This window comes from Microbacterium sp. HA-8 (assembly GCF_046111165.1).
GTDB lineage: Bacteria > Actinomycetota > Actinomycetes > Actinomycetales > Microbacteriaceae > Microbacterium.
The window spans coordinates 579,121-603,601 of record NZ_CP162025.1 but is presented as its reverse complement, the minus strand read 5'-3'; the positions used below and the strand labels follow the sequence as shown (position 1 = coordinate 603,601).

17 protein-coding genes are annotated in these 24,481 nt (G+C 70.4%); 2 read left to right on the top strand and 15 right to left on the bottom strand.

Annotation, left to right across the window (positions count from 1 at the left end; all coding sequences use genetic code 11):
• Both rplC and rpsJ read right to left on the bottom strand, forming a co-directional pair.
• Nucleotides 1–660 carry a 50S ribosomal protein L3 gene (rplC, locus tag AB2L57_RS02830; protein WP_409048006.1) on the bottom strand — a complete coding sequence of 220 codons (660 nt, stop codon included), beginning with the start codon at nucleotides 658–660 and terminating at the stop codon, nucleotides 1–3.
• A gap of 8 nt (nucleotides 661–668) precedes the next feature.
• On the bottom strand, nucleotides 669–977 hold the full coding sequence (gene rpsJ / locus AB2L57_RS02825; RefSeq protein WP_017201594.1) for a 30S ribosomal protein S10: 309 nt from the start codon (nucleotides 975–977) through the stop codon (nucleotides 669–671).
• 480 nt (nucleotides 978–1,457) lie between these two features.
• Here rpsJ and AB2L57_RS02820 point away from each other — a divergent pair, with 480 nt between their 5' ends.
• Nucleotides 1,458–3,005 carry a hypothetical protein gene (locus AB2L57_RS02820; protein WP_409048005.1) on the top strand — a complete coding sequence of 516 codons (1,548 nt, stop codon included), beginning with the start codon at nucleotides 1,458–1,460 and terminating at the stop codon, nucleotides 3,003–3,005.
• Nucleotides 3,006–3,070: 65 nt separating this feature from the next.
• Here AB2L57_RS02820 and tuf read toward each other — a convergent pair whose 3' ends face one another.
• From tuf to rpsL, 4 genes are all read right to left on the bottom strand, one after another.
• The gene (gene tuf / locus AB2L57_RS02815; protein ID WP_409048004.1) at nucleotides 3,071–4,264 is read right to left on the bottom strand and encodes an elongation factor Tu; all 1,194 of its coding nucleotides are present in this window, start codon (nucleotides 4,262–4,264) and stop codon (nucleotides 3,071–3,073) included.
• A gap of 195 nt (nucleotides 4,265–4,459) precedes the next feature.
• The gene (gene fusA, locus AB2L57_RS02810) at nucleotides 4,460–6,574 is read right to left on the bottom strand and encodes an elongation factor G (protein ID WP_409048003.1); all 2,115 of its coding nucleotides are present in this window, start codon (nucleotides 6,572–6,574) and stop codon (nucleotides 4,460–4,462) included.
• Nucleotides 6,575–6,690: 116 nt separating this feature from the next.
• Nucleotides 6,691–7,161 carry a 30S ribosomal protein S7 gene (rpsG, locus tag AB2L57_RS02805; protein ID WP_409048002.1) on the bottom strand — a complete coding sequence of 157 codons (471 nt, stop codon included), beginning with the start codon at nucleotides 7,159–7,161 and terminating at the stop codon, nucleotides 6,691–6,693.
• 5 nt (nucleotides 7,162–7,166) lie between these two features.
• The gene (gene rpsL, locus AB2L57_RS02800; RefSeq protein ID WP_409048001.1) at nucleotides 7,167–7,535 is read right to left on the bottom strand and encodes a 30S ribosomal protein S12; all 369 of its coding nucleotides are present in this window, start codon (nucleotides 7,533–7,535) and stop codon (nucleotides 7,167–7,169) included.
• Nucleotides 7,536–7,892: 357 nt separating this feature from the next.
• Here rpsL and AB2L57_RS02795 point away from each other — a divergent pair, with 357 nt between their 5' ends.
• A complete protein-coding gene (locus AB2L57_RS02795) occupies nucleotides 7,893–9,104 on the top strand; it encodes an integrase (protein WP_409046856.1) in 1,212 nt (403 codons plus the stop codon).
• Nucleotides 9,105–9,195: 91 nt separating this feature from the next.
• On the opposite strand, the gene AB2L57_RS02790 is transcribed toward AB2L57_RS02795, so the two are convergent.
• From AB2L57_RS02790 to AB2L57_RS02750, 9 genes are all read right to left on the bottom strand, one after another.
• Nucleotides 9,196–9,714 carry a hypothetical protein gene (locus AB2L57_RS02790; RefSeq protein WP_409048000.1) on the bottom strand — a complete coding sequence of 173 codons (519 nt, stop codon included), beginning with the start codon at nucleotides 9,712–9,714 and terminating at the stop codon, nucleotides 9,196–9,198.
• Nucleotides 9,711–11,132 carry a DUF5684 domain-containing protein gene (locus AB2L57_RS02785; protein WP_409047999.1) on the bottom strand — a complete coding sequence of 474 codons (1,422 nt, stop codon included), beginning with the start codon at nucleotides 11,130–11,132 and terminating at the stop codon, nucleotides 9,711–9,713. The genes AB2L57_RS02790 and AB2L57_RS02785 overlap by 4 nt, the downstream gene beginning before the upstream one ends.
• The gene (locus AB2L57_RS02780; RefSeq protein ID WP_409047998.1) at nucleotides 11,129–13,615 is read right to left on the bottom strand and encodes a transglutaminase-like domain-containing protein; all 2,487 of its coding nucleotides are present in this window, start codon (nucleotides 13,613–13,615) and stop codon (nucleotides 11,129–11,131) included. Before AB2L57_RS02780 ends, AB2L57_RS02785 begins: the two co-directional genes overlap by 4 nt.
• Nucleotides 13,612–14,973: a DUF58 domain-containing protein gene (locus AB2L57_RS02775; protein ID WP_409047997.1), complete on the bottom strand. Its 1,362-nt coding sequence runs from the start codon at nucleotides 14,971–14,973 to the stop codon at nucleotides 13,612–13,614. Before AB2L57_RS02775 ends, AB2L57_RS02780 begins: the two co-directional genes overlap by 4 nt.
• Entirely contained in the window at nucleotides 14,970–15,935 is a 966-nt protein-coding gene (locus tag AB2L57_RS02770) for an AAA family ATPase (protein ID WP_409047996.1), read from the bottom strand. Before AB2L57_RS02770 ends, AB2L57_RS02775 begins: the two co-directional genes overlap by 4 nt.
• 40 nt (nucleotides 15,936–15,975) lie before the next feature.
• Nucleotides 15,976–21,993: an Ig-like domain-containing protein gene (locus AB2L57_RS02765; protein ID WP_409047995.1), complete on the bottom strand. Its 6,018-nt coding sequence runs from the start codon at nucleotides 21,991–21,993 to the stop codon at nucleotides 15,976–15,978.
• Nucleotides 21,990–23,129, bottom strand: a complete 1,140-nt coding sequence (locus tag AB2L57_RS02760) for a serine/threonine-protein kinase (RefSeq protein ID WP_409047994.1) — start codon at nucleotides 23,127–23,129, stop codon at nucleotides 21,990–21,992. Before AB2L57_RS02760 ends, AB2L57_RS02765 begins: the two co-directional genes overlap by 4 nt.
• Nucleotides 23,130–23,269: 140 nt before the next feature.
• Complete coding sequence (locus tag AB2L57_RS02755) at nucleotides 23,270–23,944, bottom strand: spermidine/putrescine ABC transporter substrate-binding protein (RefSeq protein ID WP_409047993.1); 675 nt, start codon at nucleotides 23,942–23,944, stop codon at nucleotides 23,270–23,272.
• A gap of 46 nt (nucleotides 23,945–23,990) precedes the next feature.
• Entirely contained in the window at nucleotides 23,991–24,476 is a 486-nt protein-coding gene (locus AB2L57_RS02750; RefSeq protein WP_409047992.1) for a hypothetical protein, read from the bottom strand.
• Between the last annotated feature and the right edge of the window lie 5 nt (nucleotides 24,477–24,481).

Genomic DNA, 24,481 nt, shown 5'->3' with positions numbered 1-24,481 from the left:
TCAGGCCCCCTTCACTGCGTTGCGGACGTAGACCATGCGGCCACGCGCACCGGGCACGGCGCCCTTGACGAGCAGCAGACCCTTCTCGGCGTCGATGGCGTGCACGGTCAGGTTCTGGACGGTCACGCGCTCGCCACCCATACGGCCGGCCATGCGCATGCCCTTGAAGACGCGGCTCGGGGTCGACGATGCGCCGATCGAGCCGGGCTTGCGGTGGTTGCGGTGCGCACCGTGGGAAGCCGAGACGCCCTTGAAGTTGTGGCGCTTCATGACACCCGCGGTGCCCTTGCCCTTGCTGGTTCCGACGACGTCGACCAGCTGGCCCGCCTCGAAGACACCGTCGACCGTGAGCTCCTGACCGAGTGAGTAGTCAGATGCGTCCGCGGTGCGGATCTCGGTGAGGTGGCGGCGCGGCGTGACGCCGGCGGCCTCGAAGTGCGCGGTGAGGGGCTTGTTCACCTTGCGGGGGTCGATCTGCCCGTAGGCGATCTGAACCGCGTTGTAGCCGTCGCGCTCGGGCGTGCGAACCTGGGTGACCACGTTCGGCGCGAGCTCGATGACGGTGACGGGGACGAGCTTGCCCTGCTCGTTCCAGACCTGGGTCATGCCGAGCTTGGTGCCCAGCATCCCCTTCGAAATCTTGTTGTTGATGTCGGCCATGTCGATCCTCAGAGCTTGATCTCGATGTTGACGTCGGCCGGAAGGTCGAGGCGCATCAGCGAGTCGACGGCCTTGGGCGTCGGGTCGACGATGTCGATCAGACGCTTGTGGGTGCGCATCTCGAAGTGCTCGCGGCTGTCCTTGTACTTGTGGGGCGACCGGATGACGCACACGACGTTCTTCTCGGTCGGAAGGGGCACGGGGCCCACGACGGTCGCGCCCGCACGGGTCACGGTGTCGACGATCTTGCGCGCCGACGTGTCGATGACCTCGTGGTCATACGACTTCAGGCGAATGCGGATCTTCTGTCCCGCCATTGTCTGCTCACTCTCTTTCCGCGTCATACCTCTTCGGGCATCGGACGCACGGCGGCGCAGTTCTCCTGCGCCGGGCACATCTCCCGCTCTCGCGGGTTCTGCTGCACCACTGTTCTGATGTCACGCCGCATGCCGGAGCATCCGGTTTCCGTCGCCCTCGCACGCGTGCGAGCCTCCCGCGAGGGAAGTGCGTCGGATTGTGGTGTTCTGCTGCCTGCGGCCTAGGCTCTGCGCTGACGCGGCCTATGCACTGCCCTGGCAGTGATCCGGCGCGCGCAGTACGGGCACGCCGGAATGTGGAACCTGAATAGTCTACGTGCAGCCCGGGCGTGTCGCAAATCGCGCCGCCCAGTCGGAGTGTCGCGCATCGGGTACGTAGCGCCACACCCCGAGCGGCTCGGGCACCGTGTGGATCCCTCGAGCCCGGTGCGTGAGCCCAGCCGAAACCCTTCCGATACGTGAACCTTGTAGCATGTGCCCATGCGGGGGGCATCTGGGGACATGGACGACCGAACGAGCGACACGACCGAGCGGGCGGAGTCCCGACGGCCGAAACCGCCTCGATGGCTTCTCCCCCTCGCCGCGACCGTGGGCGGAGTCTCGCTCGTCGCCGCCGGCATCTGGACGCTCTCACCTCTGGCGGTGCGCGCCCAGTCGGACCCGGCGCCCACCGTCACGTCGATCGTGCCCATGATCACCTCGACCGTCCCCGCCGGAACGTCGGCCGTGCTGGCCGGTCCCGGTATCGATCCCACGGGCCAGACCGTCTCCACGGACGGTGTCCGCGCGTTCATCGCCAGCCTGCCGGCAGAGGGTGTGCGGGCGATCGAGGTGCCCGCCGGCAGCGTCATCCAGCTGGACGGGACGATCGAGATCCCAGGCGACACCGTCCTGCGCGGCGGCGGCGAGCTGCGCTTCACGGCCGGTATCGAGAACGCGGCCGCCCTCAGCGTCATCGGAGACAACGTCGAGATCTCCGGGGTGACCCTGACGAATCCGAACGAGCTGGGCACCGCCGAAGGCGACCGCAACTACGGCATCGAGATCAAGGCGTCCGATGTGCGGGTCCTCGGCAACCACATCGAGCTCTTCCAGAACGGCATCGCGGTGCGATACGGCGGCGAGTTCCACGACATCGTCATCGCCAACAACAGGGTCAAGGACGTCATCGGCGTCGGTGGTGGCCCGACGTCCCCCGAGAACCTCGGCGAAGACCGCGGTGATGGGATCGTCGTTTGGGGCGCTCAGGCGACGATCACGGGCAATATCGTCAACGCCAAGGAGGGCACCGATGCCCGGGTGGGCATCCACACCGAGAGCATCACCCTCGGCAACGAGGTCGATGCCCCGCACTCCGCATCGATGGTGACGATCTCGGGCAACGTCGTCTACGGGACCTTCCGCCGCTCGATCGTCAGCGAGAACGTCGCCCACACCACGATCACGGGAAACACGGTCGCGGACGCAACCTGGTGGAGCATCGCAGTGATCCTCCAGTCCCACGACAGCGTCGTCAGCGGCAACACCGTCCTCTACACTCGCACGGCGGACGACAACCAGGGGCAGAATTATGATCCACGACGCGCTCCGATCATGATCTACGGCGGCGTGGAGCGCGCACAGGTCACCGACAACTCGCTCGTGGTCAAACCCGGTGCTTCGGCGCGCGCCTTCGTCGTCGTCCAGGGTGAGGGCGACCAGGTCCCCACCGACATCACGATCGACGGCAACACGGGTTACAACGAGGGCGCTGCCGTGGAAGACGGACTCACCACCGTCGGACGCGTGGACGGCCTCCGTATCACCGACAACCGCTTCCGCGGCTTCGACGCCGCGGGTATCGCTCTCGGCGACCTCGCGTCGTACCTCGTCGACCGCAATGAGCTGCGAGGGACGGCCGCCGAGGTCGGCATTCGCGTCGGAGGGGATGCCGGCCCCGGGCGGATCACCGGGAACACGATCTCCGGTGCGGATGCTGCCGTCGACGCTCCCGCCGGCGCACAGGTCGCCGACAACACGGGGCCGTAGTCACCCACGCACGACGAAGGGGCCGGGCCCGAAGGCCCGACCCCTTGTCGGTGAGTCTCGAGGACTTACTTGATGATCTTCGTGACCGTTCCGGCGCCGACGGTGCGGCCACCCTCACGGATCGCGTAGCCGAGGCCCTCTTCCATGGCGATGGGCTGGATCAGCTCGACCGTCATGTCGGTGGTGTCGCCGGGCATGACCATCTCGGTGCCCTCGGGCAGCGTGATGACGCCGGTGACGTCGGTGGTGCGGAAGTAGAACTGCGGGCGGTAGTTCGTGTAGAAGGGGTTGTGACGGCCACCCTCCTCCTTGGACAGGATGTACGCCGTGCCCTCGAAGTTGGTGTGGGGCGTGACAGAACCCGGCTTCACGACGACCTGGCCGCGCTCGACATCGTCGCGCTTGAGGCCACGGAGCAGCAGACCGCAGTTCTCGCCGGCCCACGCCTCGTCGAGCTGCTTGTGGAACATCTCGATACCGGTGACCGTGGTCTTCTGCGTCGGGCGGATGCCGACGATCTCGACCTCGGAGTTGATGCCCAGCGTGCCACGCTCGGCGCGACCCGTGACGACGGTGCCGCGACCGGTGATCGTGAAGACGTCCTCGATCGGCATCAGGAACGGCTTGTCCTTGTCGCGCACGGGGTCGGGGATCGACTCGTCGGCGGCGTCCATCAGCTCGAGGATCGACTTGGTCCACTCGGCGTCTCCCTCGAGAGCCTTCAGGCCCGAGACACGGATGACCGGAGCGTCGTCGCCGGGGAAGCCCTGGCTCGAGAGCAGCTCGCGGACCTCGAGCTCGACGAGCTCGAGGATCTCCTCGTCGTCGACCATGTCGGCCTTGTTCAGGGCCACCATCAGGTACGGCACGCCGACCTGCTTGGCCAGCAGAACGTGCTCGCGCGTCTGCGCCATCGGGCCGTCGGTGGCGGCGACCACGAGGATCGCGCCGTCCATCTGAGCGGCACCGGTGATCATGTTCTTGATGTAGTCGGCGTGACCCGGGGCGTCGACGTGCGCGTAGTGACGCTTCGGGGTCTCGTACTCGACGTGCGAGATGTTGATCGTGATGCCGCGCTGACGCTCCTCCGGAGCCGAGTCGATCGACGCGAAGTCGCGCTGCACGTTGGTGGCCGACGGGTACGTGTCGGCGAGCACCTTCGAGATCGCGGCGGTGAGCGTGGTCTTGCCGTGGTCGACGTGACCGATCGTTCCGATGTTCACGTGCGGCTTGGTCCGCTCGAACTTGGCCTTAGCCACTGGGTCCTCCTCAGGACGTCGAGTAGAAGCTCCGGGCGCTGGATTGCGACCGGTTCTCTACGGGGATGGTTCTCAGCTTAGTAGAGAGAGTTGTTCTGAATCTGTGTGAAGTTGTGTGGGCCGGGCCCCTCGGCGAACTCGGGGCCCGGCGGCCCCGGACGCCGGTCGGCGTGAAACCGACCGACGCCGACGACGCTACTCGCCCTTGTTCTTCTGGACGATCTCGTCAGCGACCGCACGAGGGACCTCGGCGTAGCTGTCGAACACCATCGAGTACACGGCGCGTCCCGAGGTCTTCGACCGCAGGTCGCCGATGTAGCCGAACATCTCGGACAGCGGCACATTGGCGCGCACGACCTTGACGCCGGAGGCGTCCTCCATCGACTGGATCTGACCGCGACGGGAGTTGAGGTCGCCGATCACGTCGCCCATGTACTCCTCGGGCGTGCGCACCTCGACGGCCATGAGCGGCTCGAGCAGGACGGGGCTCGCCTTGCGCACGGCCTCCTTGAAGCCCATGGAGCCCGCGATCTTGAACGCCATCTCGGAAGAGTCGACGTCGTGCGATGCGCCGTCCATCAACGTCGCCTTGACGCCGACCATCGGATAGCCCGCGAGGACGCCGACGTTCATGGCGTCCTGGAAGCCCTGGTCGACGGGCGCGATGTACTCGCGCGGGATGCGACCACCGGTGACCTTGTTCTCGAACTCGTAGGTCTTCTCGGCCGTGACCTCGAGAGGCTCGAGCGCGAACTGGATCTTGGCGAACTGACCCGATCCACCGGTCTGCTTCTTGTGCGTGTAGTCGTGACGCTCGACGGCCTTCTTGATCGTCTCGCGGTACGCCACCTGCGGCTTTCCGACGTTGGCCTCGACCTTGAACTCACGCTTCATGCGGTCGACGAGGATGTCGAGGTGCAGCTCGCCCATGCCCTTGATCACGGTCTGAGCGGTTTCGGCGTTCTGCTCGACGCGGAAGGTCGGGTCCTCTTCGGCGAGCTTCTGGATCGCGAGACCGAGCTTCTCCTGGTCGGCCTTCGTCTTGGGCTCGATGGCGACCTCGATGACGGGCTCGGGGAACGTCATCGACTCGAGGACGACCTGGTTGCCCGGGTCGCTCAGGGTGTCGCCCGTGGTGGTGTCCTTCAGGCCGATGACCGCGTAGATGTGTCCCGCGGTGACCGAGTCGACCGGGTTCTCCTTGTTGGCGTGCATCTGGAAGATCTTTCCGATGCGCTCCTTGCGCTGCTTGGTCGAGTTGATGACCTGCGCACCGGAGTCGAGACCGCCCGAGTACACCCGGATGTAGGTCAGACGCCCGAAGAACGGGTGGGTCATGATCTTGAACGCGAGGGCGGCGAACGGCTCGGACGCGTCGGCGTGGCGAAGGATGACCTTCTCCTCGTCCTTCGGGTCGTGCGCCTCGACGGCGGGCATGTCCAGCGGGCTGGGCAGGTAGTCCACGACCGCGTCCAGCATGGGCTGGACACCGCGGTTCTTGAACGCCGAGCCGCACAGCACGGGGTAGATCTCGCTGTTGATCGTGAGCTTGCGGATCGCGCCCTTGATCTCGGCGACCGTCAGCTCCTCGCCGCCGAAGTACTTCTCCAGAAGCGCCTCGTCGGTCTCGGCGACCGTCTCCATGAGCTTCTCGCGGTACTCCGCGGCGCGCTCGGCGAGGTCTGCGGGGATCTCCTGCACCTCGTACTTGGCGCCCATGGTCACGTCACCCTTGGAGTCACCCGGCCACACGAGCGCGCGCATCTCGACCAGGTCGATCACACCGAGGAAGTCGTTCTCGGCGCCGATGGGGAGCTGCAGCACGAGCGGCTTGGCCCCCAGGCGCTTGACGATGGTGTCGACCGTGAAGTAGAAGTCGGCGCCGAGCTTGTCCATCTTGTTGACGAAGCAGATGCGGGGCACGTCGTACTTGTCGGCCTGACGCCAGACGGTCTCGGATTGGGGCTCGACGCCCTCCTTGCCGTCGAAGACCGCGACGGCACCGTCGAGGACGCGGAGGTTGCGCTCCACCTCGACGGTGAAGTCCACGTGACCCGGCGTGTCGATGATGTTGAGCTGGGTTCCGCCCCAGAAGCACGTCGTGGCGGCGGACGTGATCGTGATGCCGCGCTCCTGCTCCTGCGCCATCCAGTCCATCGTCGCGGCACCGTCGTGCACCTCGCCGATCTTGTGGGTGATGCCGGTGTAGAACAGGATGCGCTCGGTGGTGGTGGTCTTGCCGGCATCGATGTGCGCCATGATGCCGAAGTTGCGGACCTTGCTCAGGTCGGTGAGCACGTCTTGTGCCACGGGATGTTTTCCTTAGCTGTCGATAGGGAGAGGTCGTTCCGTCTCTGGGCTTCGGCCTCGCTCAACGACCGGGAACATGACCCGGTCGTTGAGCGAGCGAAGCGAGACGAGACGGTTTACCAGCGGTAGTGCGCGAAGGCGCGGTTCGACTCGGCCATCTTGTGGGTGTCTTCGCGGCGCTTGACCGCGGCACCCAGGCCGTTCGAGGCGTCGAGGATCTCGTTCTGCAGACGCTCGGTCATCGTCTTCTCACGACGGCCCTTCGCGTAGCTGACGAGCCAGCGCAGCGCGAGCGTGTTCGCGCGGTGCGGCTTGACCTCGACCGGCACCTGGTAGGTCGAACCGCCGACGCGGCGGCTGCGCACCTCGAGGGTGGGACGGACGTTGTCGAGAGCCTTCTTCAAGGTGGCGACGGCGTCCTGGCTGTTCTTGGCCTCCACGCCGCGCAGCGCGTCGTACACGATCGACTCGGCGAGCGACTTCTTGCCGTCGACGAGGATCTTGTTCACGAGCTGGGTGACGATGGGGGCGCCGTAGACCGGGTCGTTGACGACGGGGCGCTTCGGGGCGGGACCCTTGCGAGGCATGGTGCTTAACCCTTCTTCGCGCCGTAGCGGCTACGAGCCTGCTTACGGTTCTTGACGGCCTGGGTGTCGAGCGCACCGCGGACGATCTTGTAGCGGACACCGGGCAGGTCTTTCACACGACCGCCGCGGACGAGCACCATCGAGTGCTCCTGCAGGTTGTGGCCCTCACCGGGGATGTAGGCGGTGACCTCGGTGCCGTTGGAAAGCTTGACACGGGCGACCTTGCGCATCGCCGAGTTGGGCTTCCTGGGCGTGGTGGTGTAGACGCGCGTGCAGACGCCGCGCTGCTGCGGGTTCGCCTTGAGGGCGGGCGCCTTGGTCTTGGTGACCTTGGGCGAGCGACCCTTGCGAACCAACTGCTGAATGGTTGGCACAGATTCTCCTTGTTGTGCTGCACGGTGACAGCGTTCGTGTTCTCCCCCCGATGGCCGCGGATCATGTCGATCCGTGTCGCATCGAGTTCACGTAGACCCGCCCACGCGAAAGGATGAGTGACGCGTGTTGTGGTGGGTATGCCGTGGGGGTGGCCTGTTCGCAGGCCCTTTCCCGAAGATGTGCCGCTCGCACCCGGCGTCAGCGCCGGGGCGCGTCAGCAGGCACGCGTGAGCGCACACTCTGTCATGATACGCGCGCCGGGCGAGGCGGTCAAACGTGCGACGAGACTCAGCTAAAAGGTCCGGGAAGGGCTGCGCGTGCCTCACGTAGGAATGTCCGCGTAGTTCCCTGGGGTGATGAGCAGGGAGTTGTCGATGGCGGCGCGCCGTGAGATCACGAAGAAGTTCGCCCGCGAGTATGCGAAAGCAGGCAAGGAAGAGAAGGGCCGGCTGCTGGACGAGCTTGTGCACGCGACAGGCTGGACGCGTGATCACGCGCGCCGCGCGATCCGTGCCGCGAACGCACGCAAAGGTGCCGCGCGCGATCAGCAGCGTAAGCCGCGTGAGCGGAAGTACTCCTACGATGCGCTCGTGGTGCTGCAAGAAGTCTGGCGGCTGTCCGGGCAGCCGTCGGGAAAGTACTTCGCGGCGATCATGGACGACACCCTCGAACGCCTCGTCCGCTTCCGTGAGCTCGGCAAGGTCGAGCAGCGGGTCACACCGGAGGTGCTGGACGAGTTGCGATCGATGAGCGCCGCGACGATCGACCGGTACCTGAAACCGCACAAGGACGCCGCCTACCCGGTCGCGGTCTCGGGCACGAAGCCGTCCCACATCCTGCGCTCTTCGATCCCGACGCGCACCAGCATGGACGCCCCGCTGACCGTCCCGGGGTTCCTGGAGCTGGACACCGTCGCGCACTGCGGCCACTCCCTCAAAGGCGAGTTCCTGCGCACCCTGACCGGCACCGACCCGGTCGCGGGGTGGACGATGCTGCGCACGATCCGCAACAACGCCTACGTGCACGTGCACGGCGCCCTGGAATGGATGGTGAAGAACGCGCCCGTCCCGGTCGCCGGGCTCGACTTCGACAACGGATCCGAGTTCATGAACTGGGGCGTGATCGCCTGGGCGGACAAGAAGGAGATCCCCGTCACCCGGGGGCGTCCCTACAAGCACAACGACAACGCGCACGTCGAGCAACGCAACGGCGACTGGGTCCGCAAACACGCGTTCCGCTACCGCTACGAGACCGAGGCGGAGATGACCCTGCTCAACGAGCTCTGGGATTTCGTGATGGCCCGCAAGAACCATCTGCTGCCCTGCGTGAAAGCGATCGACTGGACCCACACCGCAGCCGGCCGGAAGAAGCGCGTCTACGACAAGCCACGTACCCCCTACCAGCGGTTGCTCGACGCCGGTGTGCTCGACGAGAAGACCCGCGCCCGACTGGAGCGCGAGCATGCGAAGCTGAACCCGGCACGGATCACCCGACGGATCAACCAGATCCAGCAACAACTCATCGAACTCGCCGCCGCCCGCACCCAGGGCACCCGCCCCGCCGCCTGAGCTACGCGGACATTTCACGTGAGGCAAGCATCACTCACTCCCGGACATCTTGACGTGAGGCAAGACGACGTGTGGTCGCCCGATCCGGCTTCTAGGGGCTCCAGAGGTAGAGCAGCGCGAAGAGCACGGTGCCGGCGAGCACGACGGCCCCGCCCACGGCGGCGAGGACGAGCCACAACCGCGCTCTCGCCGTCGCGCGCATCACCTGCTCCTGCCGTCGTCCGTCGAAGGGCGGCTGCGGGTGCCGGGCGACCACCGCGCCGCGGTCGGCCATGACCGGGGTGGCGGCGCGGGCGCCGAACGGATCCACGACAGGAGGGTCGGGCACGTGCGCGGCGCGCACGGTCGGCCGTTCCGCCCCGTTCGCGGGCTCGACCCGCGGCGGCTCGGGCTGACCTGCCTGCGCGCGGCGACGGGCCGCGCGGTGTGCTGCGATCGTGTCGCTCGTCGGCGGTGCGTCATCCTCGTCCTCCGTCGCCCGCCGGGGGCCCGGCCGGCCTCCTCGCGGGACCCGGAGAGTGGTGTCGTCGGTCTCGCGGTCTTCCCCGGCGGACTCTGCGAGCCGCACGTCGTCCGGCGTCCCTCCGCTCCGGCCGACGTCGCCGCTCACTCGCCCTCCCGCCGCACCTGCAGTTCGGCGTCCCCGAGGAGGAACCGGGCGCTCAGCCGCTCCGAGACCCCCGGCGCGGCGTCGACCTCGGCACCATCGGCGCCGATGAGGATCACCCCGTTCGTCGAGTCGAGATCGACAACGCGCCATCCCTCGGCGTCGAGCTCGAGTCGCGCGTGCGTTTTGGACACCGTCCGGGTCTCATCCGAGATCGGGACGAGCTGAGCGTCGGGGAACGCCTGATCCGGGGTCGGACGGCGACCGAGGATCACGGTGTCGCTCGTGAGGGGAACGGGCGCACCGAGCGGCGGCACGAGAGTCCAGGCCGTGCGACGACGCACGGCGACGAAGGTCTCGTCGAACGCGTCGTCGTCGGGGATCTCGGGCGCGGCATGCTGAGCCGACACCGAGGCGCGCGCCGATCTCGGCGAGCCGAGGGTGGGAGCGCCTGCGACGGCGGAGACCTCCGCGGACGTCTCGTAGTGAGGCTCGGAGCCGTCGGGCACGGTCAGCCGCAGGGCTCCCGGACCGGCGGTCGTCACGGCTGGCGGAGCCCAGGGATCGGAGGCCGGGGATGGGGCCGGGGGCGGGGGCGGAGTGCCGGCGGGCAGCGGCGCGACGCCCGCGCCGTCACCCATGTCGTCCTCACCGACGCCGGGTACCGCCCGGATGGGCGCGGCAGGGGGTGTCGGCGCCTGCGGGGCGTTCCGACCCTGCACGGGGAAGGTCTGGGTGAACGGAGCGCGGCTCTCGAATCCCGGCACGCGTGCGCCGTCGTCGGTCTCCCGCATGGTGGAGCGGAAAGCTGCCGCCGTCGGCGGGGCGGGGGCGGCCGGCGCAGATTCGGCTCCGGGCGGGCTGGTCGCGGGCACCACCGAAGGAAAGCCTCCGGTCGGGGCCGGCGGACGCGGCGGCACCTCGGGTCCGCCGGCCGCGCCGTGCGCGCCGAACACCGACGAGGCGGGCAGCCGGCTCGCGTAGGGCGTGGCGATCCGCTCGTCGAGCTCCGCGGGGATGCCGCGGCGGAGCGGGCCGGCCACGGTCGTCGTATCGGAGCCGATCCATCTCGCGGCCCCCCAGCCGAGGACGCTCGACCAGACGGGGAACACAAGCGCCGCCACGACGGTCATGCCCGACCCATACCCGAAGGCCCGCCCGATGCGGTGACAAGAGACCACCATGATCGCGTACAACGCGATCCACCCGAGGACGGGGACGAGGGCGAGAAGCACGAACCACGCCGTGAAGCCGCCGAGCCGGAGCACCACCGCGGTGTTGAGGAAGGGCACCCACGCCTGCCAGCCCTCCTCCCCCGCCTTTCGGAAGACGGCGGACAGGCTCAGCGCGGTCCAGACGTAGATCGCCAGAGAAACCAGGACGGAGGGAAGTGCGGTGACCAGGAGCGGGGAGTCGTTCATGTTGAGCGCGTGTCGCCCTTCGGGCGCCGCGTCCTCCTCTCGTGATGTCGTGTGGCGCCCGGTCGGGCGTCTGTGTTCCGGGATGCGAGAGCCTGGGTGAAGGATCTCAACGATACGGCCGCACGCGCCCGCTGCCACAGGCTTCGTCCGAGGACGAGCGCGCGGCGCTCATCCTCGACGATCCGCCAGAACTCGTCGACGTCGGACTCGGGCACGGCGGCGCCCGCGAAGACCGCGCGGTCGGCGCGCTCCGCGAGCACGGTGGCCTGCGGCGTCGCGTAGACCACCGCCTGCTCACTCCTCGTCCGCGCCGCGGGCGCGGGGAGACCCCGGTCCACGGCGGCATCGACGTACTCGTCCCAGCCGCCGATGATCGACCGCGCGCCGTCTGCCTCGTGCCGCCGCCGACGACGGCGGAGCACCTTGGCGACGAGGATGACGATGAGGGGACCGGCGATCAGTCCGAGCGCGGCGACGACGATCCCGATCGTGCGCAGCACGCGCCAAAGTGCCGTGAGATCGAGGGGACCCGTGTCATCTGTGTCCTCGGGGGATGCGACGTCCTGCTGGACCGGGTCGGGAGGCACGACCTCGTCGGCGGTCTCGGGCCGCACCTCGGTCGCGTTCTCCGGGTCGCGCTGCCGGGTCAGATCCGCGTCGGGGGCGACCGTGCTCTGCGGGGTCACATCCAGGGCGACCCACTCGCCGCGGGCCGCTTCGACCTCGGTCCACACGGCGATGTCGGACCCGCGGCAGATCCCGTCCTCGCACGCGGCCAGACCGTCGGCATCGGGGCCGAGGCGTGCCCCGACGACCACGCGAGCGGCGAACCCCAGCTCGCGCGCGATCAGCGAGGCGGCGACGGCGAACTGCTCGTCGTCGCCGATCGCTGCGACGAGCGATCCGCCGTCGGCGTCCGCCTCTCGCTGCAGCAGAGCGCGGAACATCGCGTCGATCCGGGCGAGCGAGTGGCCCGAGGCACTCGGGTGGAACACGTAGCCCTCGAGGCCGGACATCCAGGCCGGCGGGGCGGCGGGGTCGATCGACACGGCGTGACTGAGGTACCCCCGCTCCCGCAGCAGTGCGATGAGCGACTCGAGCGCCGCCCCACCCGTCCCCTCGACGTGGGTCGCCACCCACTCGCGGAGCGACTCGGGCGCCTCGACACCCGCGCTCGCCGACGCCGACCCGTCGACACCGGCCAGCGACCGCGGCGTCGGCTCGACGGCATCCAGCACGTACCCGTCGCCGGCGGCGACACCGCCCTGCGCGACCTGGACTCCCGCCTGCAGGTCGGCGCTGTAGTAGAACGAGTCGGCGAGGGCGAGCGAGCGCCCGCCCTCGAAGTCGACGGATGCTGTGGCCCCGACGGTCGGCAGCCAGATGCCCTCGAGATCGGCGATCTGCACGCCGGCGCGAACCCGCTCACCCGGTCCGGCATCGAGAGCGGACGGCACGCGCACGAACCGACCGCCCCCGACCGGCCCCGCCGGGTCGACGACGCGGTACACCTCGCCGTCGTAGTGGGTCAGCGTCGCGATGCGGACGCGCTGCGCGCTCCCCTCGAGGTCGTCCACCCGGAAGAGCTCGCGGTCCACGCGATCGGCGTCGAAGTTGGACCGATACAGCGTGAGCGGGCTGGTGGCCCGAGAGAGCGCGATGTCGGGCCCGACGCCGCTGCGCAGGACGGTGCGGTCCACCCCCTGGGCGATCGCGGGGGTGACGAGCGCGCCGACGGTCACGGCAGCGAGGATCATCGCGCCGCCGAGCGCCAGACGTCGCGTCTCGGACCCCCCGCGGCGGCGGGTGAGGCGCACGCCCGTCGCCGTCGCCGCGCGGCGGAGGCTGCGCGCGCGCTCGTCGGAGGACTGCCATGCAAGCCAGATCAGGCTGGCGACGAGTCCGGTCGCGCCGATCGCGGTCTCGAGGGGCGCGGGTATCGAGATGCCCGCGAGCTCGATCGGCGCGCTGACCACGGTGCGGCCGAAGAGCAGCCCGAAGGCGAGCATCCCGATCGCGATGAGCACGGCGAGTCCGGATGTCGGGGGTCGCCGCCACGCGAGCAGCAGGCCCGTGGGCACCCCGATCAGGAACACCAGCAGCGCCGGCACCAGCAGGTTGCGGTAGTCGCCCGCCGGCAGCGGGATGGTCAGCAGGTCCTTCCACGCGGTGATCGCGCCGCGCAGCACCTCCGCCAGCCCCGCCGGCCAGTCCCCCGGCGAACCCCGTCGGCCCGGCACCGCGAGGGGAACTCCGAGCAGGAGCACCGCACCCCCGATCGCCGCCGCGACGATCCACGCGGGCCAGCGCAGAGCCTGTGCGGTTCCCGCGATGGCCGCGCCGACGACGACGGCGACGACCACCAGCAGGACGAAGGCCGAGGAGCGATAGATCGGCCAGGCAGCGAGGGCCGCCAGGAGCGTGACCACCGCCATGTAGCAGCTGCCGGCGATGAGGCGCCTGGTGGAGTGCGGGTGCTTCACGCGACCGCTCCCCTCAGCATCAGGCCGGCGAGGTCCTCGAGCACGCCGATCGTGAGCACCGTCGCGCCGCCGCTGGTCTGCACGCGGGGGTGGGCGCGCTCGTCGCAGACCACCTCGATCACGGCGGTGTCGGCGGGGAAGGCGAGCGCGGCCCGGCGGCGCTCCGGCACGGCGACCCGCGAGCCGCACACGATGATCGCGATCGACAGGGCCGGCTTGGACTCGGCCGTGAGGCGGCACACGCCGGCGAGGCTCATCGTGTCGGCGTATGTGCGCACGCTGCAGAACCCGTCCAGAAGGGCGCGGGGCGAGGACGCCTGGATGTCCTGGATCGCCCGCAGCCGACCGCTCACCGCCCGCGGCACCTCGGCGCCGGTGACGACGTCGAGGTCGCGTCCGTCGCGGACGGCCTGCGCCCCCAGCGAGGCCGCCGCGCTGACGGCGAGCTCGAACTCGTCCTCGTCGGCGTACTCCAGCACGTCCACCCCCAGCACGATCGCCATGCGCGATCGGCGGGACTCCTCGAACTGGCGCACCATGAGGCGACCTGTCTTGGCGGTGGACTTCCAGTGGATCTGACGGCGGGTGTCGCCGGCGGCGTATTCGCGGATCGCGTGGAATGACATGTCGGCATCCACCAGGCGCCGCGTGGGGTGACCCTCGAGGTCGCGGATGAGTCCGGCGCTGGTGGAGGGCACGGCCGCGGTCCGGGGGTGGACGTACAGCCGGTGCACGTCGTCCCAGGCGTGCTCGCGACGCATCAGTCCGATGGGGTCGGTGCGCACGGCGGTGGGCGGGCCGACCGGGATGATCCCGCGACGGGGCGCCGGGATCGTCAGCGGCTGCGCGACCACGTGTCCCGCACGCATCAGCGGCACCCCGAGCTCGAGGAGCCCGTCGCCCACCGGAAGATCGAGACGCCCGGGCAGCGTGGCCCGCCGCCCGCGGTTGCGCACGACGATCTGCCCCTCGACGGCATCGCCGGCCACGATCCGCTCGTGCTCGAGCTCGACCACGACATCGTAGGCACGCGCGCCGAAGAGGAACGGGACGGAGAGCGCGAGGAGCGCGATCGACACGATCGCGGCGACGATCCACTCGACCCAGCCGAAGACGACGCCGGTGACGAGCCCGATCGTGGCACCCGTCACGACGAGCCATCCCGCCGGCGTGATGGTCTGCGCCGTGCGCTCCGCCACCGAGGCCACGGTGCCGCGGACGCCGCGCCAGGCGCCCGCCCACCAGACGACGGCGGCCACGAGCTTCTGCCCGCGCGCCGTGGTGGTCACGCGGGTGCGGGTCGCCGACGCCGAGGCGGTCGTGGTGCGCGTCAGGCGCACATCGGGAGGCAGGGTCATCCGGCGTCGCGTCTGGTCGGAGGCGGCACGTCGAGCAGCACCTGTCCGACGACCGCCTCGGAGGTCACTCCGTCGAACTCGGCCTCGGGGTGCAGGATGAGCCGATGGGCGAGCACCGCCACGGCGAGGGATTTCACATCATCGGGCGTGGCGTAGGTGCGTCCCTGCGACGCGGCCCGCGTCTTCGCCGCGTGCGTGAGGGCGAGAGCGCCACGGATGCTGACACCCAGCCGCACCTGATCGGCCGAGCGGGTCGAGTCCACGATCCGGGCGATGTAGTCGAGCACGAGCGCATCGGTGAAGACATCCCGTGCCAGATCCTGCATGCCCACCAGAGCCTGCGGCGCGATCACCGGCGCGAGGTCGTCGATGCGGACGGCGGCGCCGTCGAGGATGCGGACCGTGGCGGCGTGGTCGGGGTACCCGAGGGAGGCCTTCATCAGGAACCGGTCGAGCTGGGCCTCGGGCAGGCGGTAGGTCCCGGCCTGCTCCACGGGGTTCTGGGTCGCGATCACGAGGAAGGGCACTCCGACGGGTCGGCTGACGCCGTCGACGGTGACCCGGCCCTCTTCCATGACTTCCAGGAGCGCGGACTGCGTCTTCGGGCTCGCCCGGTTGATCTCGTCCGCGAGGACGATGTTGGCGAACACGGGACCGGCGTGGAACTCGAACGCCCCGGTCTTCTGGTCGTACACGGTGATGCCGGTGATGTCACCCGGCAGCAGGTCGGGCGTGAACTGGATGCGCGTGTTGGTGCCCTTCACCGACTGCGCCAGAGCACGCGCGAGCGACGTCTTGCCGGTGCCCGGCACGTCCTCGAGGAGCACGTGCCCCTCGCTGAGGAGGGCCGTCAGCACGAGCTCGATGACGTGTCGCTTGCCGAGGATGGCGAGCTCGATGTTGTCGGCGATCTGCGAGAAGGTCTGCGCGAACCAGGTGGCCTGTTCCTGGGAGAGGGTCATCGGAGCGTGTCCTTCGGAAGCGGGGCGGATGCGGTCATGATCACGGGGTGCTCTCCTCCGGAAGGGCCGGGGTCTCGGGCTCGGGCTCGGGCTCGGGGGCGGGGTCGGGCTCCGGCTCGGGCGGCGGCACGGGATTGTTCGGGTCGCAGCTGCCGCCGAACGATGCGGACGCGGCGTCGAGTCCCCACCCCTGCGCGCTCCAATCGGCGGTGACGCCGATGTTCGACACGGACACCGCGCCGATGGGCACGACGCCCGTCGAGGCGTCGAAGGGCAGCGCCGCTCCCCCGGCGTCGCGGAACACCGCGCCCGCGAGCGCGAACGAGATCGCGGCCGCATCCCCCGACGAGTCGCCGTTGACCGCGAGGGGGCTGCCGCCGATGCAGGACGCGACGCTCCAGCGCGCCCAGACTTGGTAGGGCGCGCTGCCGGCGCGCGGCGTCGCGGTCGCCCATCCGGTCGAGGTGTCCCACAGCCGGTGCGTGTAGCGGACCTCCAGGCCGGGGTTGCGGTCGAAGACGCCGGTGGGCGGACCCCCGCGGTACTCGACGACGTTGTTGTTGGGCACGGGCTCGGACGAGGTGGGTCGATCCCGGATGACCCAGGTCGCCTGACGGTCGGTCACGACGGGGGTCGACGAGACGACGTAGGTGAAGCCGCGCGGTGCGTCGCCGCTCTGCACGGCGCGCACGGATGCCGCGGCCGAAGCCGTTCCGAACGTCCGGTCATCGATCACCGACGCGACACACGCCGTGAAGCCGTACTCATCGCCGTCGGGGAGCCCGACGAACGCCTCGGTCGGATCGGAGTGCGTCGGTTCGCAGTCCGACCCCGCGCGCACGATACCGAACAGCAGAGACGAGCCGTCGCCTCCGCTGGATGCCGACGCCCGCGCGCGCACCGTCGTCGTGCCGTCGCCGGCCGACACCGCCTCGAGCGTCAGCTCGGCATCCCGGGGAGCCCCCACGCCGTTGGCCAGCACCGTCACGGAGCCGCCGGAGGTCGACCCCGGGAGCCCCGGGGGAACGGCGAATCGGGAATAGGGCGTGACGGTGACGGGCGTGGCCGTGTTGGCCCCCACCCGGAACCGCGCCAGCGTGACCTCGGTCTCGCCGCGACCGACATCCACGCGCGCGCTCTCGCCGGCCGCACTCACGATCTCGAGGTAGCCGGTGCCCGCGGCGTCGACCCCGTCGACCCGCAGCGACACGACGCCGCCTTCACCGCCGGTGACCACGGGGGAGGCCGTGAGGGATGCCGGAGCCGAGGGAGGGTCGTAGGCCCAGGCGACGACGCGCACGACACCGGCGGACTCTCCCACCGCGTTGACGGCGGCCGCCTCATAGCTGCGCTCCTCCCCGTTGGGGGCGGAGATCACGGGACACGTGCCGTCCGCCGCGCACGTCGCCACGACCGCACCCGCATGCCGCACGACGAATCCCGTCAGTGCGGGGTACGCCTGACGGGCCTCACCGGGATCGACGCGCAGGGTCACCAGGCCGTCGTCATAGGCGACCTGCGTGACGCTCGCGGGGGTGCGGGGGAATCCCTGCAGGTCGAGCAGAAGCGAACCGTCGCGGTCGGCAGTGGTCACGCGGCCCTGCGCGTCTCGCACCGAGAAGGATGCGGTGCATGTCGCGCCGGGGGCGTCGGCGGTCCAGCTCGCGGCGACCGAGGCGGGGCCCGCGACCGAGAAGGACACCCCGGCGCACTCGCCGGTCGAGCGCACGGCGACGAGCTCGAGCGGAGTCCGGGGCAGGGGGTTGACCTCGCCCGCGCCGCCGAGAACCGGAATCGTGCAGGACGAGCCCGCGGCCTGGGAACAGGTCTGCGCGAGGGTGCCGCCGCGGGGCAGGGTCACGGGAGCGGTACCCACCCGCAGGATCAGCCGGGCGGGCGCGACGCCCGTATGGCTGGTGACGGTGACCTGCACCGCCTCCTCGGTCCCCGGCACGGCGCGGTCGGCGCCGGTGATCTGCACGACGCCGTCTTCCACCGTCACGTCGAAGGCCGAGCCGGTGTACTGCGTGGCGTAGACGAGGCGGTCCCAGTCCTCGGTGCCCTGCCACGTCGTGAGGGTGCGCAGATCGTAGGTCGCACTCTCTCCGGGACCGACGGTGAGCGATCCGCTGCGCAGCTCGGGTTGCGGCTCGACGGCGAGGATGTGCACCGGAACCGACAGATACGTCCATTCCTCGGTCCCCACGATGCGCACCGGGACGTGGCATGCATCCACCCACGGTCCACCGAATCCCGCGTCGTAGCGGATGCGCGTGCCGTCCTCGACGGTGCAGGACCCTTCGGCGCGCGCGCCCGATGCGCTCACGTCGGGGCCGAGTTCGATGTCGCTTCCCCTCGGCGACGCGACGAGGGCATCCATGTCGAACGTCCGGGACTGCCCCTCCGTGACATCGAGCGCGCGCACACTGCTGCGCAGCGCCAGGGTGAGATCCTGCTCACCGGGGATGCGCAGGAACCCGTACGTCTCGACGGGGCCCGCGGGTCCCTCTCCCTGGAGGCGGAAGGCGACCAGCCGCGACTGCATCGGCAGCGGTCCGGAGACGCGATCGCCCGACACCTCGACACCCGCGGGTTCGCCCCACAGACTCAGGGTCAGATCGGATGCGTTTCCGCCAGACCACGACACCTTGCCCGCGACGACGTCGACGCCGCGGGTGAACTGCTCCCTCGTCTCGACCGTGAGCACGGTGTCGGCCACGACGGGATAGTTCGGCACGGCTTCGCGCACGACCTTGACCACGATCAGACCGCGCCCGGTGTTGCCGGAATCGCTCTCGACGTCGTAGAGGAACGACATGGTCGCGGGCTGCGTGCCGGCCGCGATCGTGACGGACTGGTCGTCGACCGCGCGGATGAGCGCGTCCTGGCGGACGAACTCGGGGCTCGAGGTGCCGTCCTCGAGTGTCGCGACGAGGTCGGGTCGCACATCCGTCAGCGTCAGGGCACCCCGCGTGGGGTCGACGTCGTTCGCGAGGGGGCTGATCCGGATCTCGCTCGCCGCACCCGCCTGCACCTGGACGTAGTCCGTGAAGGTCACGGGGCTGGGGTTGGTCTGCTCGTCGAGCACACCGATCCGGGCGGTCGCGGTGCCCGTCACGCCGAGGCTGTCGACGACCCGGTAGCGGAACGAGACCTGGCCCTGGAATCCGGACACGCTGGAGTACACGATCGACGCACCGTCGGCAGCGAGGGTCGCCGACCCCGACTCGGGCTGTGTGAGGACGGCGTCGAGCACCACCGCGTCGCCATCCGGATCGACCCCGAACCCGTCGAAGTCCACGGTGGTGGACTGGCCGCTGAGGACGCGACCCTCGAGGGTCTCGGGCAGCGGGGCGCGGTTGGCGTCGTCGGACGTGACCCGCACCCGTACGCTCGCCGTGTCGGCGAGCGAGGGCGACCCGGAGGCGAACACGCCGTAGTCGATCGTGTACTCCCCCGGCTCATCCGGCGCGAGATAGCGCAGCGAATCGCCCGCTGCGAAGGCGAGGGCGCCGGGCGCGCTCGAGCGCACCGACTCGGGGTTCAGGGTGAGGGCGGACCCGGCGGGTGCGACGTCGTTCTCGAGCACGGGGATGTCGATCTGAGCCCCCTGGCGCACGACCACACGGTCCTCGACCGCGATCGGCGCCAGCTCGGGGGCGGGCGGGAGGAGGTAGATCGTCGCCTCGCCCTCGACGCGTGATCCCGTGTCATCGGTGCCGTCGCTGACCGTGTAGGTCACGGTGCCGAGCACACCGGGGGCTCCGGAGGCGGTGGTTCCGGAGACCCGCAGCGAGTCCTGGGCGACGACGTCGACCGACAGGCTCGACCCGTCGCGCGCCGTCGCGCGCACGTCGCTGAGCAGCAGCACCCGCCGGGTGGGGTTCGACACGGTGCGGAACACATCCACCGTGGCGTCCTCGCGCGGATGCACGAAGGCCACCACCGGCGCCGTCGTCAGCTGGGCCTGGGCGTCCTCGTCGAGCAGCGTGATGCGTGCCGTGGCGGTCACCTCGCTCGACCCGTCGCCCACCGTGTAGCTCACGCGGTACACGCCGCTCTCGCGAGCGGTGATGTCGAAGGCCGTGCCCCCGGGGGCTGCGACGGCGGTCGCCGGGGCGTCATCGAGGACGCGCACCGACGTGAGCGACACGAGGCCGGCGGTGCCCGTCACGTGCGGGGCGACGTCGACCGTGAAGCCCCCCTCGCTCAGGGTGTCGATGAGGGCGAAGGACTGGGCCTGCAGAGCCGGCTGCTGCCCGATGCGCACCGTCACATCCATCGAGGTGATTCCGCCGCGGGTGTCGGCGACCGAGACGCTCAGCTCCACCTGCTGGGCGGCGCCCGATCCGTCGTCGGAGTGCTGATAGACGACCTCGCCGGCCGGGGACGCCGCGACCGTGCCGATCCCGGAGGGGTTCTGCACCGACGCCAGCAGCAGGGGATCGCCGTCGGGATCGACCCAGCCCTGCAGCACCGGCACCACGACGGTGCCGCCGGGGGCGACCTCCGCCGACGGACGATCGGCGAGGCAGCCCGTGGTCCCGCACCACTGCGGAGCGGCGTTCTCGGCCTCGCCGACGACGGACAGCGTCACGGTGGTCGGCTCCGAGACGAGCCCCGGCGCCGCCGTGCCGTCGGTCACGCGGTAGGAGAAGGATGCCGAGCCCTGCGCCGCGGCATCCACCCGCACCGCGAGGCGCTGCCCGTTGTCGGTGATGGTCACGACGCCGAATCCGGGGTCAAGTCCCGTGACGGACTCGGGGTCGATGCTCAGGACGTCCTCGTTGGGATCGTGGTCGTTGAGCAGGACCGGAAGGCTCGCCAGCGCGCCCCCGCGAACCCCGAAGGCATCGGGCTGGGCGATCGGCGGCTTCGGGTCGAGCACGACCGCCGCCTGCTCCTCGCTCTCCTGGGCCTGCGCGTCGATCTGGTCGCCGAGCGTCCAGTCCTGACTGGAGGGCAGCAGCCTTCCCGACGGCAGATTCCAGACCCAGCCCGACCGCGTCTCGTTGAGCACGACGGCGCCGGAGCCGACGACGAAGACCGGTCGACGTTCGTCACCGAGCGTGCCTGCGCCGTATTCCAGCGCCGAGGACTGCGTCTGCGAGTTCCAGAGCACTCCGTCGCCCGCGCCCTGCGGCAGCCAGGCGGCGTAGGCGACCCCGTCCACGGTCACGGGGGCGGCGGGAGCGCCGAGCAGCTGTTCGCCCGTGCCCGCCGCCCGGACGGGGGCGGAACCGTCGGCGGGCAGGCGCACGAGACTGGTCTCATCGGCGATCAGCGCGGCGTCCGCGGACGCCGACGCCACCCCCAGCACCCGCCCGCCGACCGTCTCGGTATCGATCGCGACGTCGTCGCCCCGGCGCCATGCGCGCCCGTCGTCGAGGTCGACGACGAACCACACGTCCCCCGCCGCCGTGATGCCCGGGTCGTCGACCTCGAACCGCGCCTCGTCGCTGCCCCGCGCCTGGCCCGTGGGGATGTCGTAGCGCAGCACGGCGGCGTCCCTGGCCGAGTAGCTGTACAGCATCCCCCGTTCGTCGACCGCGATCGCGTCGGCCGCGTACGCCGGCGCGTCATCGTCGGCACCCGAGAACGGATCCACCTGCGCGGGCGACGGATCGGAGAGCCGCCCGGCCCACACCGCACCCGAATCGGTGAGGTAGGCCGCGAAGTCACCCGCGACCGCCACGTCGACGGTGCCCTCGGGAGTGGAGGGCGATTCGCGCAGGGCGTCGTCGTCGATGTCGACCGGCAGCGCCTCGTCGATGCGGGTCACCTTTCCGAAGCTCTCGGAGAAGAGGTACGCCCCCGACGCGCTCTGCGCCACCATGCTCGGGTTTCCGATGCCCCGGACGGTGTCCAGCTCGCCGATGGCGGTGTTGACGCGGGCGTAGCGTCGCCCGTCACCGGTCTGCAGCGCCCAGACGGACGCATCGCTGCTGGGGGTCTCGCGGGCATCGAGCCCCGGCCACACGACACTCACCCCCGCGATGACTCCGACCGCGGCGAGCCCGGCCAGGCCCGCGATGAGCGTGCGCCGCCCGCGTTTCACAGTCCGCCCGATCCGATGAGCGCGCCGAGGATACCGGCGACGACCCCGAAGGCCACTACCGCGACCCCGCCGAGGATCCAGGCCCAGCGGCGGGTGCCCGGCTCCACGCGCCCCGAGATGTCGGCGTCTTCGTCACGGGCCAGCGCCGCCACGCCCACCCGGGCCGGGGCCTTGCGCACCGTGGCCTGCTCGACCCAGGTCCGCGCGGGGCCCCGCAGCGCGGCATCCGAGAAGTCGACGGCCGCGGGCGTGGGAGCCCACTCGTCGGTCGCGACCTCGAGTGGCGTCTGCGGCAGGCCCAGCTCGGTCTGCACGCCACGCAGGGCCTCGCCCAGCGACAGCGCGTCGGGGTGACGCCGCTGCGGTTCGCGGCTCATCGCCTTCGCGAGCACCTCCTGCAACGAGTCCGGCACATCCGCCCGGGTCAACCGCGGGTAGGTCGCGCGCGTGATGCGCCGGCGCAGATGCTCGCGGGTGTTCTGACCCCGCTCGAGGCGTTCGAAGGGACTGTGCCCCGCGAGCAGCGAGTAGACCGTGGCCCCGAGCCCCCACACCTCGCTGGCGACGGTGCCGCTCGTGGATTCGGTGATCACCTCGGGAGCGCTCCAGGGCACGCTCATGGCCAGCACCTCGTCGGCCTTGCCGCGGGCGAGGGAGGAGGAGATGCCGAAGTCGGCCAGCACCGGCGCGCCGAAACTCGTCACGAGGATGTTGCTCGGCTTGACGTCGCGGTGCACGAGGCCCGCGCGGTGCGCGGACTCCAGCGCGCTCGCCATCTTGACGCCGATCGCGAGCACCTCCGCCACGGGGATGCGCTCGACCCGATAGCGCTGCGAGAGCGAACCGGGGCAGTACTCCATGACGATGTAGGGCCGCCCCTCGGCCGAGATCCCGGCCTGGTACACGGTGACGATCGACGGGTGCGCGGAGAGATGGGCGAGCACATCGGCCTCGGCGTTGAACATGCGCAGCAGGTCGGCGTCGCGCACGTCGCTGGGCAGCACCTTGACCGCGACGTGACGACGCGGCATGTCCTGTTCGTACAGGAACACGTCGGCGAATCCACCCGAGCCGAGCGGGCGGATGTAGGTCAGCCCGGGCAGCAGGGGAGGATCGGACGGCAGCCGCTTGGCCACATTTCCCCCCAGTGACGCCCGACGTCGGCGTCGATGACTCTCCCGGAGCGCTCACAGCCCCCGTCACGGTGAGCACCCTCCCCGCCCACGCGAGGATGGCTCACATGCTAACAGCGCCGTGGTCGCGGGATGCTGGGGGATCACTGATCGCGCTCGCCCCTGTGGAGAGGCGGATCTCCCGGATCGAAGGGCGAATCGAGGCTGCGTGAGAGCTCCTCGAGCATCGACTCGATCTGCGGCTCGACGTACTGCGTGATCGCGGACTGGATACGCAGGCGGTGGCGCAGGAGCAGTGTGCACACCTCGCGGCCGACGAGGTTGGCGTAGTCGTCGGCGAGTCCCACCTCCTGCCGGAGGGCCGCCTTGGCATCGTCGCTCAGCGCGGGCAGCTCCGGCACGTCGGCGTCGACCTGCTGCGCCAGCTCGGCGATCGTGAAGAGGAAGGGGGCGCCCGGCTGCGGCTCGGGGTCGAGGGGGAGCCCCTCGTACTCGGGCTCGAGGCCCTCAGCGGGCCGGTAGGTGCGAGCGCGGTTGCGCGCAGCCTGCTGATCGAGCTCACCCTGCAGCATGGGCAGATTGCGCGCGGTGTAGACCGCGACGGCATGGTCGACGATCGTCTTGACCCTGGTCGACAGGCCGTGCTGCACGCCGTGCGGCACATCGGAGCCGAGACCCGCCGCCGACAGGACGGGAGATCCGAAGCAGCGACGGCACGGCGCGAGCCGCCCGCGGTGCGTCGCGGGCTCCCAGCGGGGAAGCCAGCGCAGCCAGGCGTCGATCGCCTGGCTCACCTGCGTCTCGAGCGAGCGCTCCATGCCCCCACCGTAGCCCCGAACGCCCGGAACGGCGCGCTTCTCGGGCTCAGCGGTCTTCGTCGTCGCGTTCCCAGGGCCAGCGCGGGACGCCGGGGCCGGAGCGCGCCGCGACGGCCGCTCCCGCGCCGGCGACGACGCCCGCCCCGGCGATGGTGACCGAGACCCAGGACAGCAGGACGGCCCCCGCGATCGCGAGCGCGCGCAGCGGGTCCGCGCCGATGGCGACTGCGCCGACGAGCACGCCGGCGCAGTAGGCCGCCGCCGCCGCGGCGCCGCCGCCCAGCGCCTGCCCGACGCCCGCCGCGCCGCGCAGCAGCGCGGGGGCGGTCACGGCGACGAAGCCGACGAGCGCCGCGATGGTGCCGATGATGCCCGGCACGGGTCCGAGCCCCGGCTCGTCGATGACCGCATCGCCCGTGAGCAGCGATGCCATGCCGAGAGCGAAGACCAGCAGCGCGAAGAAGCCCGCCGTCGCGAAGGCGACGATCGTCCACGCGCGCCGAGTATTCGCCCCCGCGTCATCGGCGCCCACCGGAT

Bases quoted from the DNA above. Each gene is read 5' to 3' on its own strand.
- AB2L57_RS02795 (WP_409046856.1), top strand. From the start codon at position 7,893: ATGAGCAGGGAGTTGTCGATGGCGGCGCGCCGTGAGATCACGAAGAAG.
- rpsG (WP_409048002.1), bottom strand. From the start codon at position 7,161: ATGCCTCGCAAGGGTCCCGCCCCGAAGCGCCCCGTCGTCAACGACCCG.
- rplC (WP_409048006.1), bottom strand. From the start codon at position 660: ATGGCCGACATCAACAACAAGATTTCGAAGGGGATGCTGGGCACCAAG.
- rpsJ (WP_017201594.1), bottom strand. From the start codon at position 977: ATGGCGGGACAGAAGATCCGCATTCGCCTGAAGTCGTATGACCACGAG.
- AB2L57_RS02770 (WP_409047996.1), bottom strand. From the start codon at position 15,935: ATGACCCTCTCCCAGGAACAGGCCACCTGGTTCGCGCAGACCTTCTCG.
- AB2L57_RS02785 (WP_409047999.1), bottom strand. From the start codon at position 11,132: ATGAACGACTCCCCGCTCCTGGTCACCGCACTTCCCTCCGTCCTGGTT.
- AB2L57_RS02820 (WP_409048005.1), top strand. From the start codon at position 1,458: ATGCGGGGGGCATCTGGGGACATGGACGACCGAACGAGCGACACGACC.
- AB2L57_RS02755 (WP_409047993.1), bottom strand. From the start codon at position 23,944: ATGGAGCGCTCGCTCGAGACGCAGGTGAGCCAGGCGATCGACGCCTGG.
- AB2L57_RS02775 (WP_409047997.1), bottom strand. From the start codon at position 14,973: ATGACCCTGCCTCCCGATGTGCGCCTGACGCGCACCACGACCGCCTCG.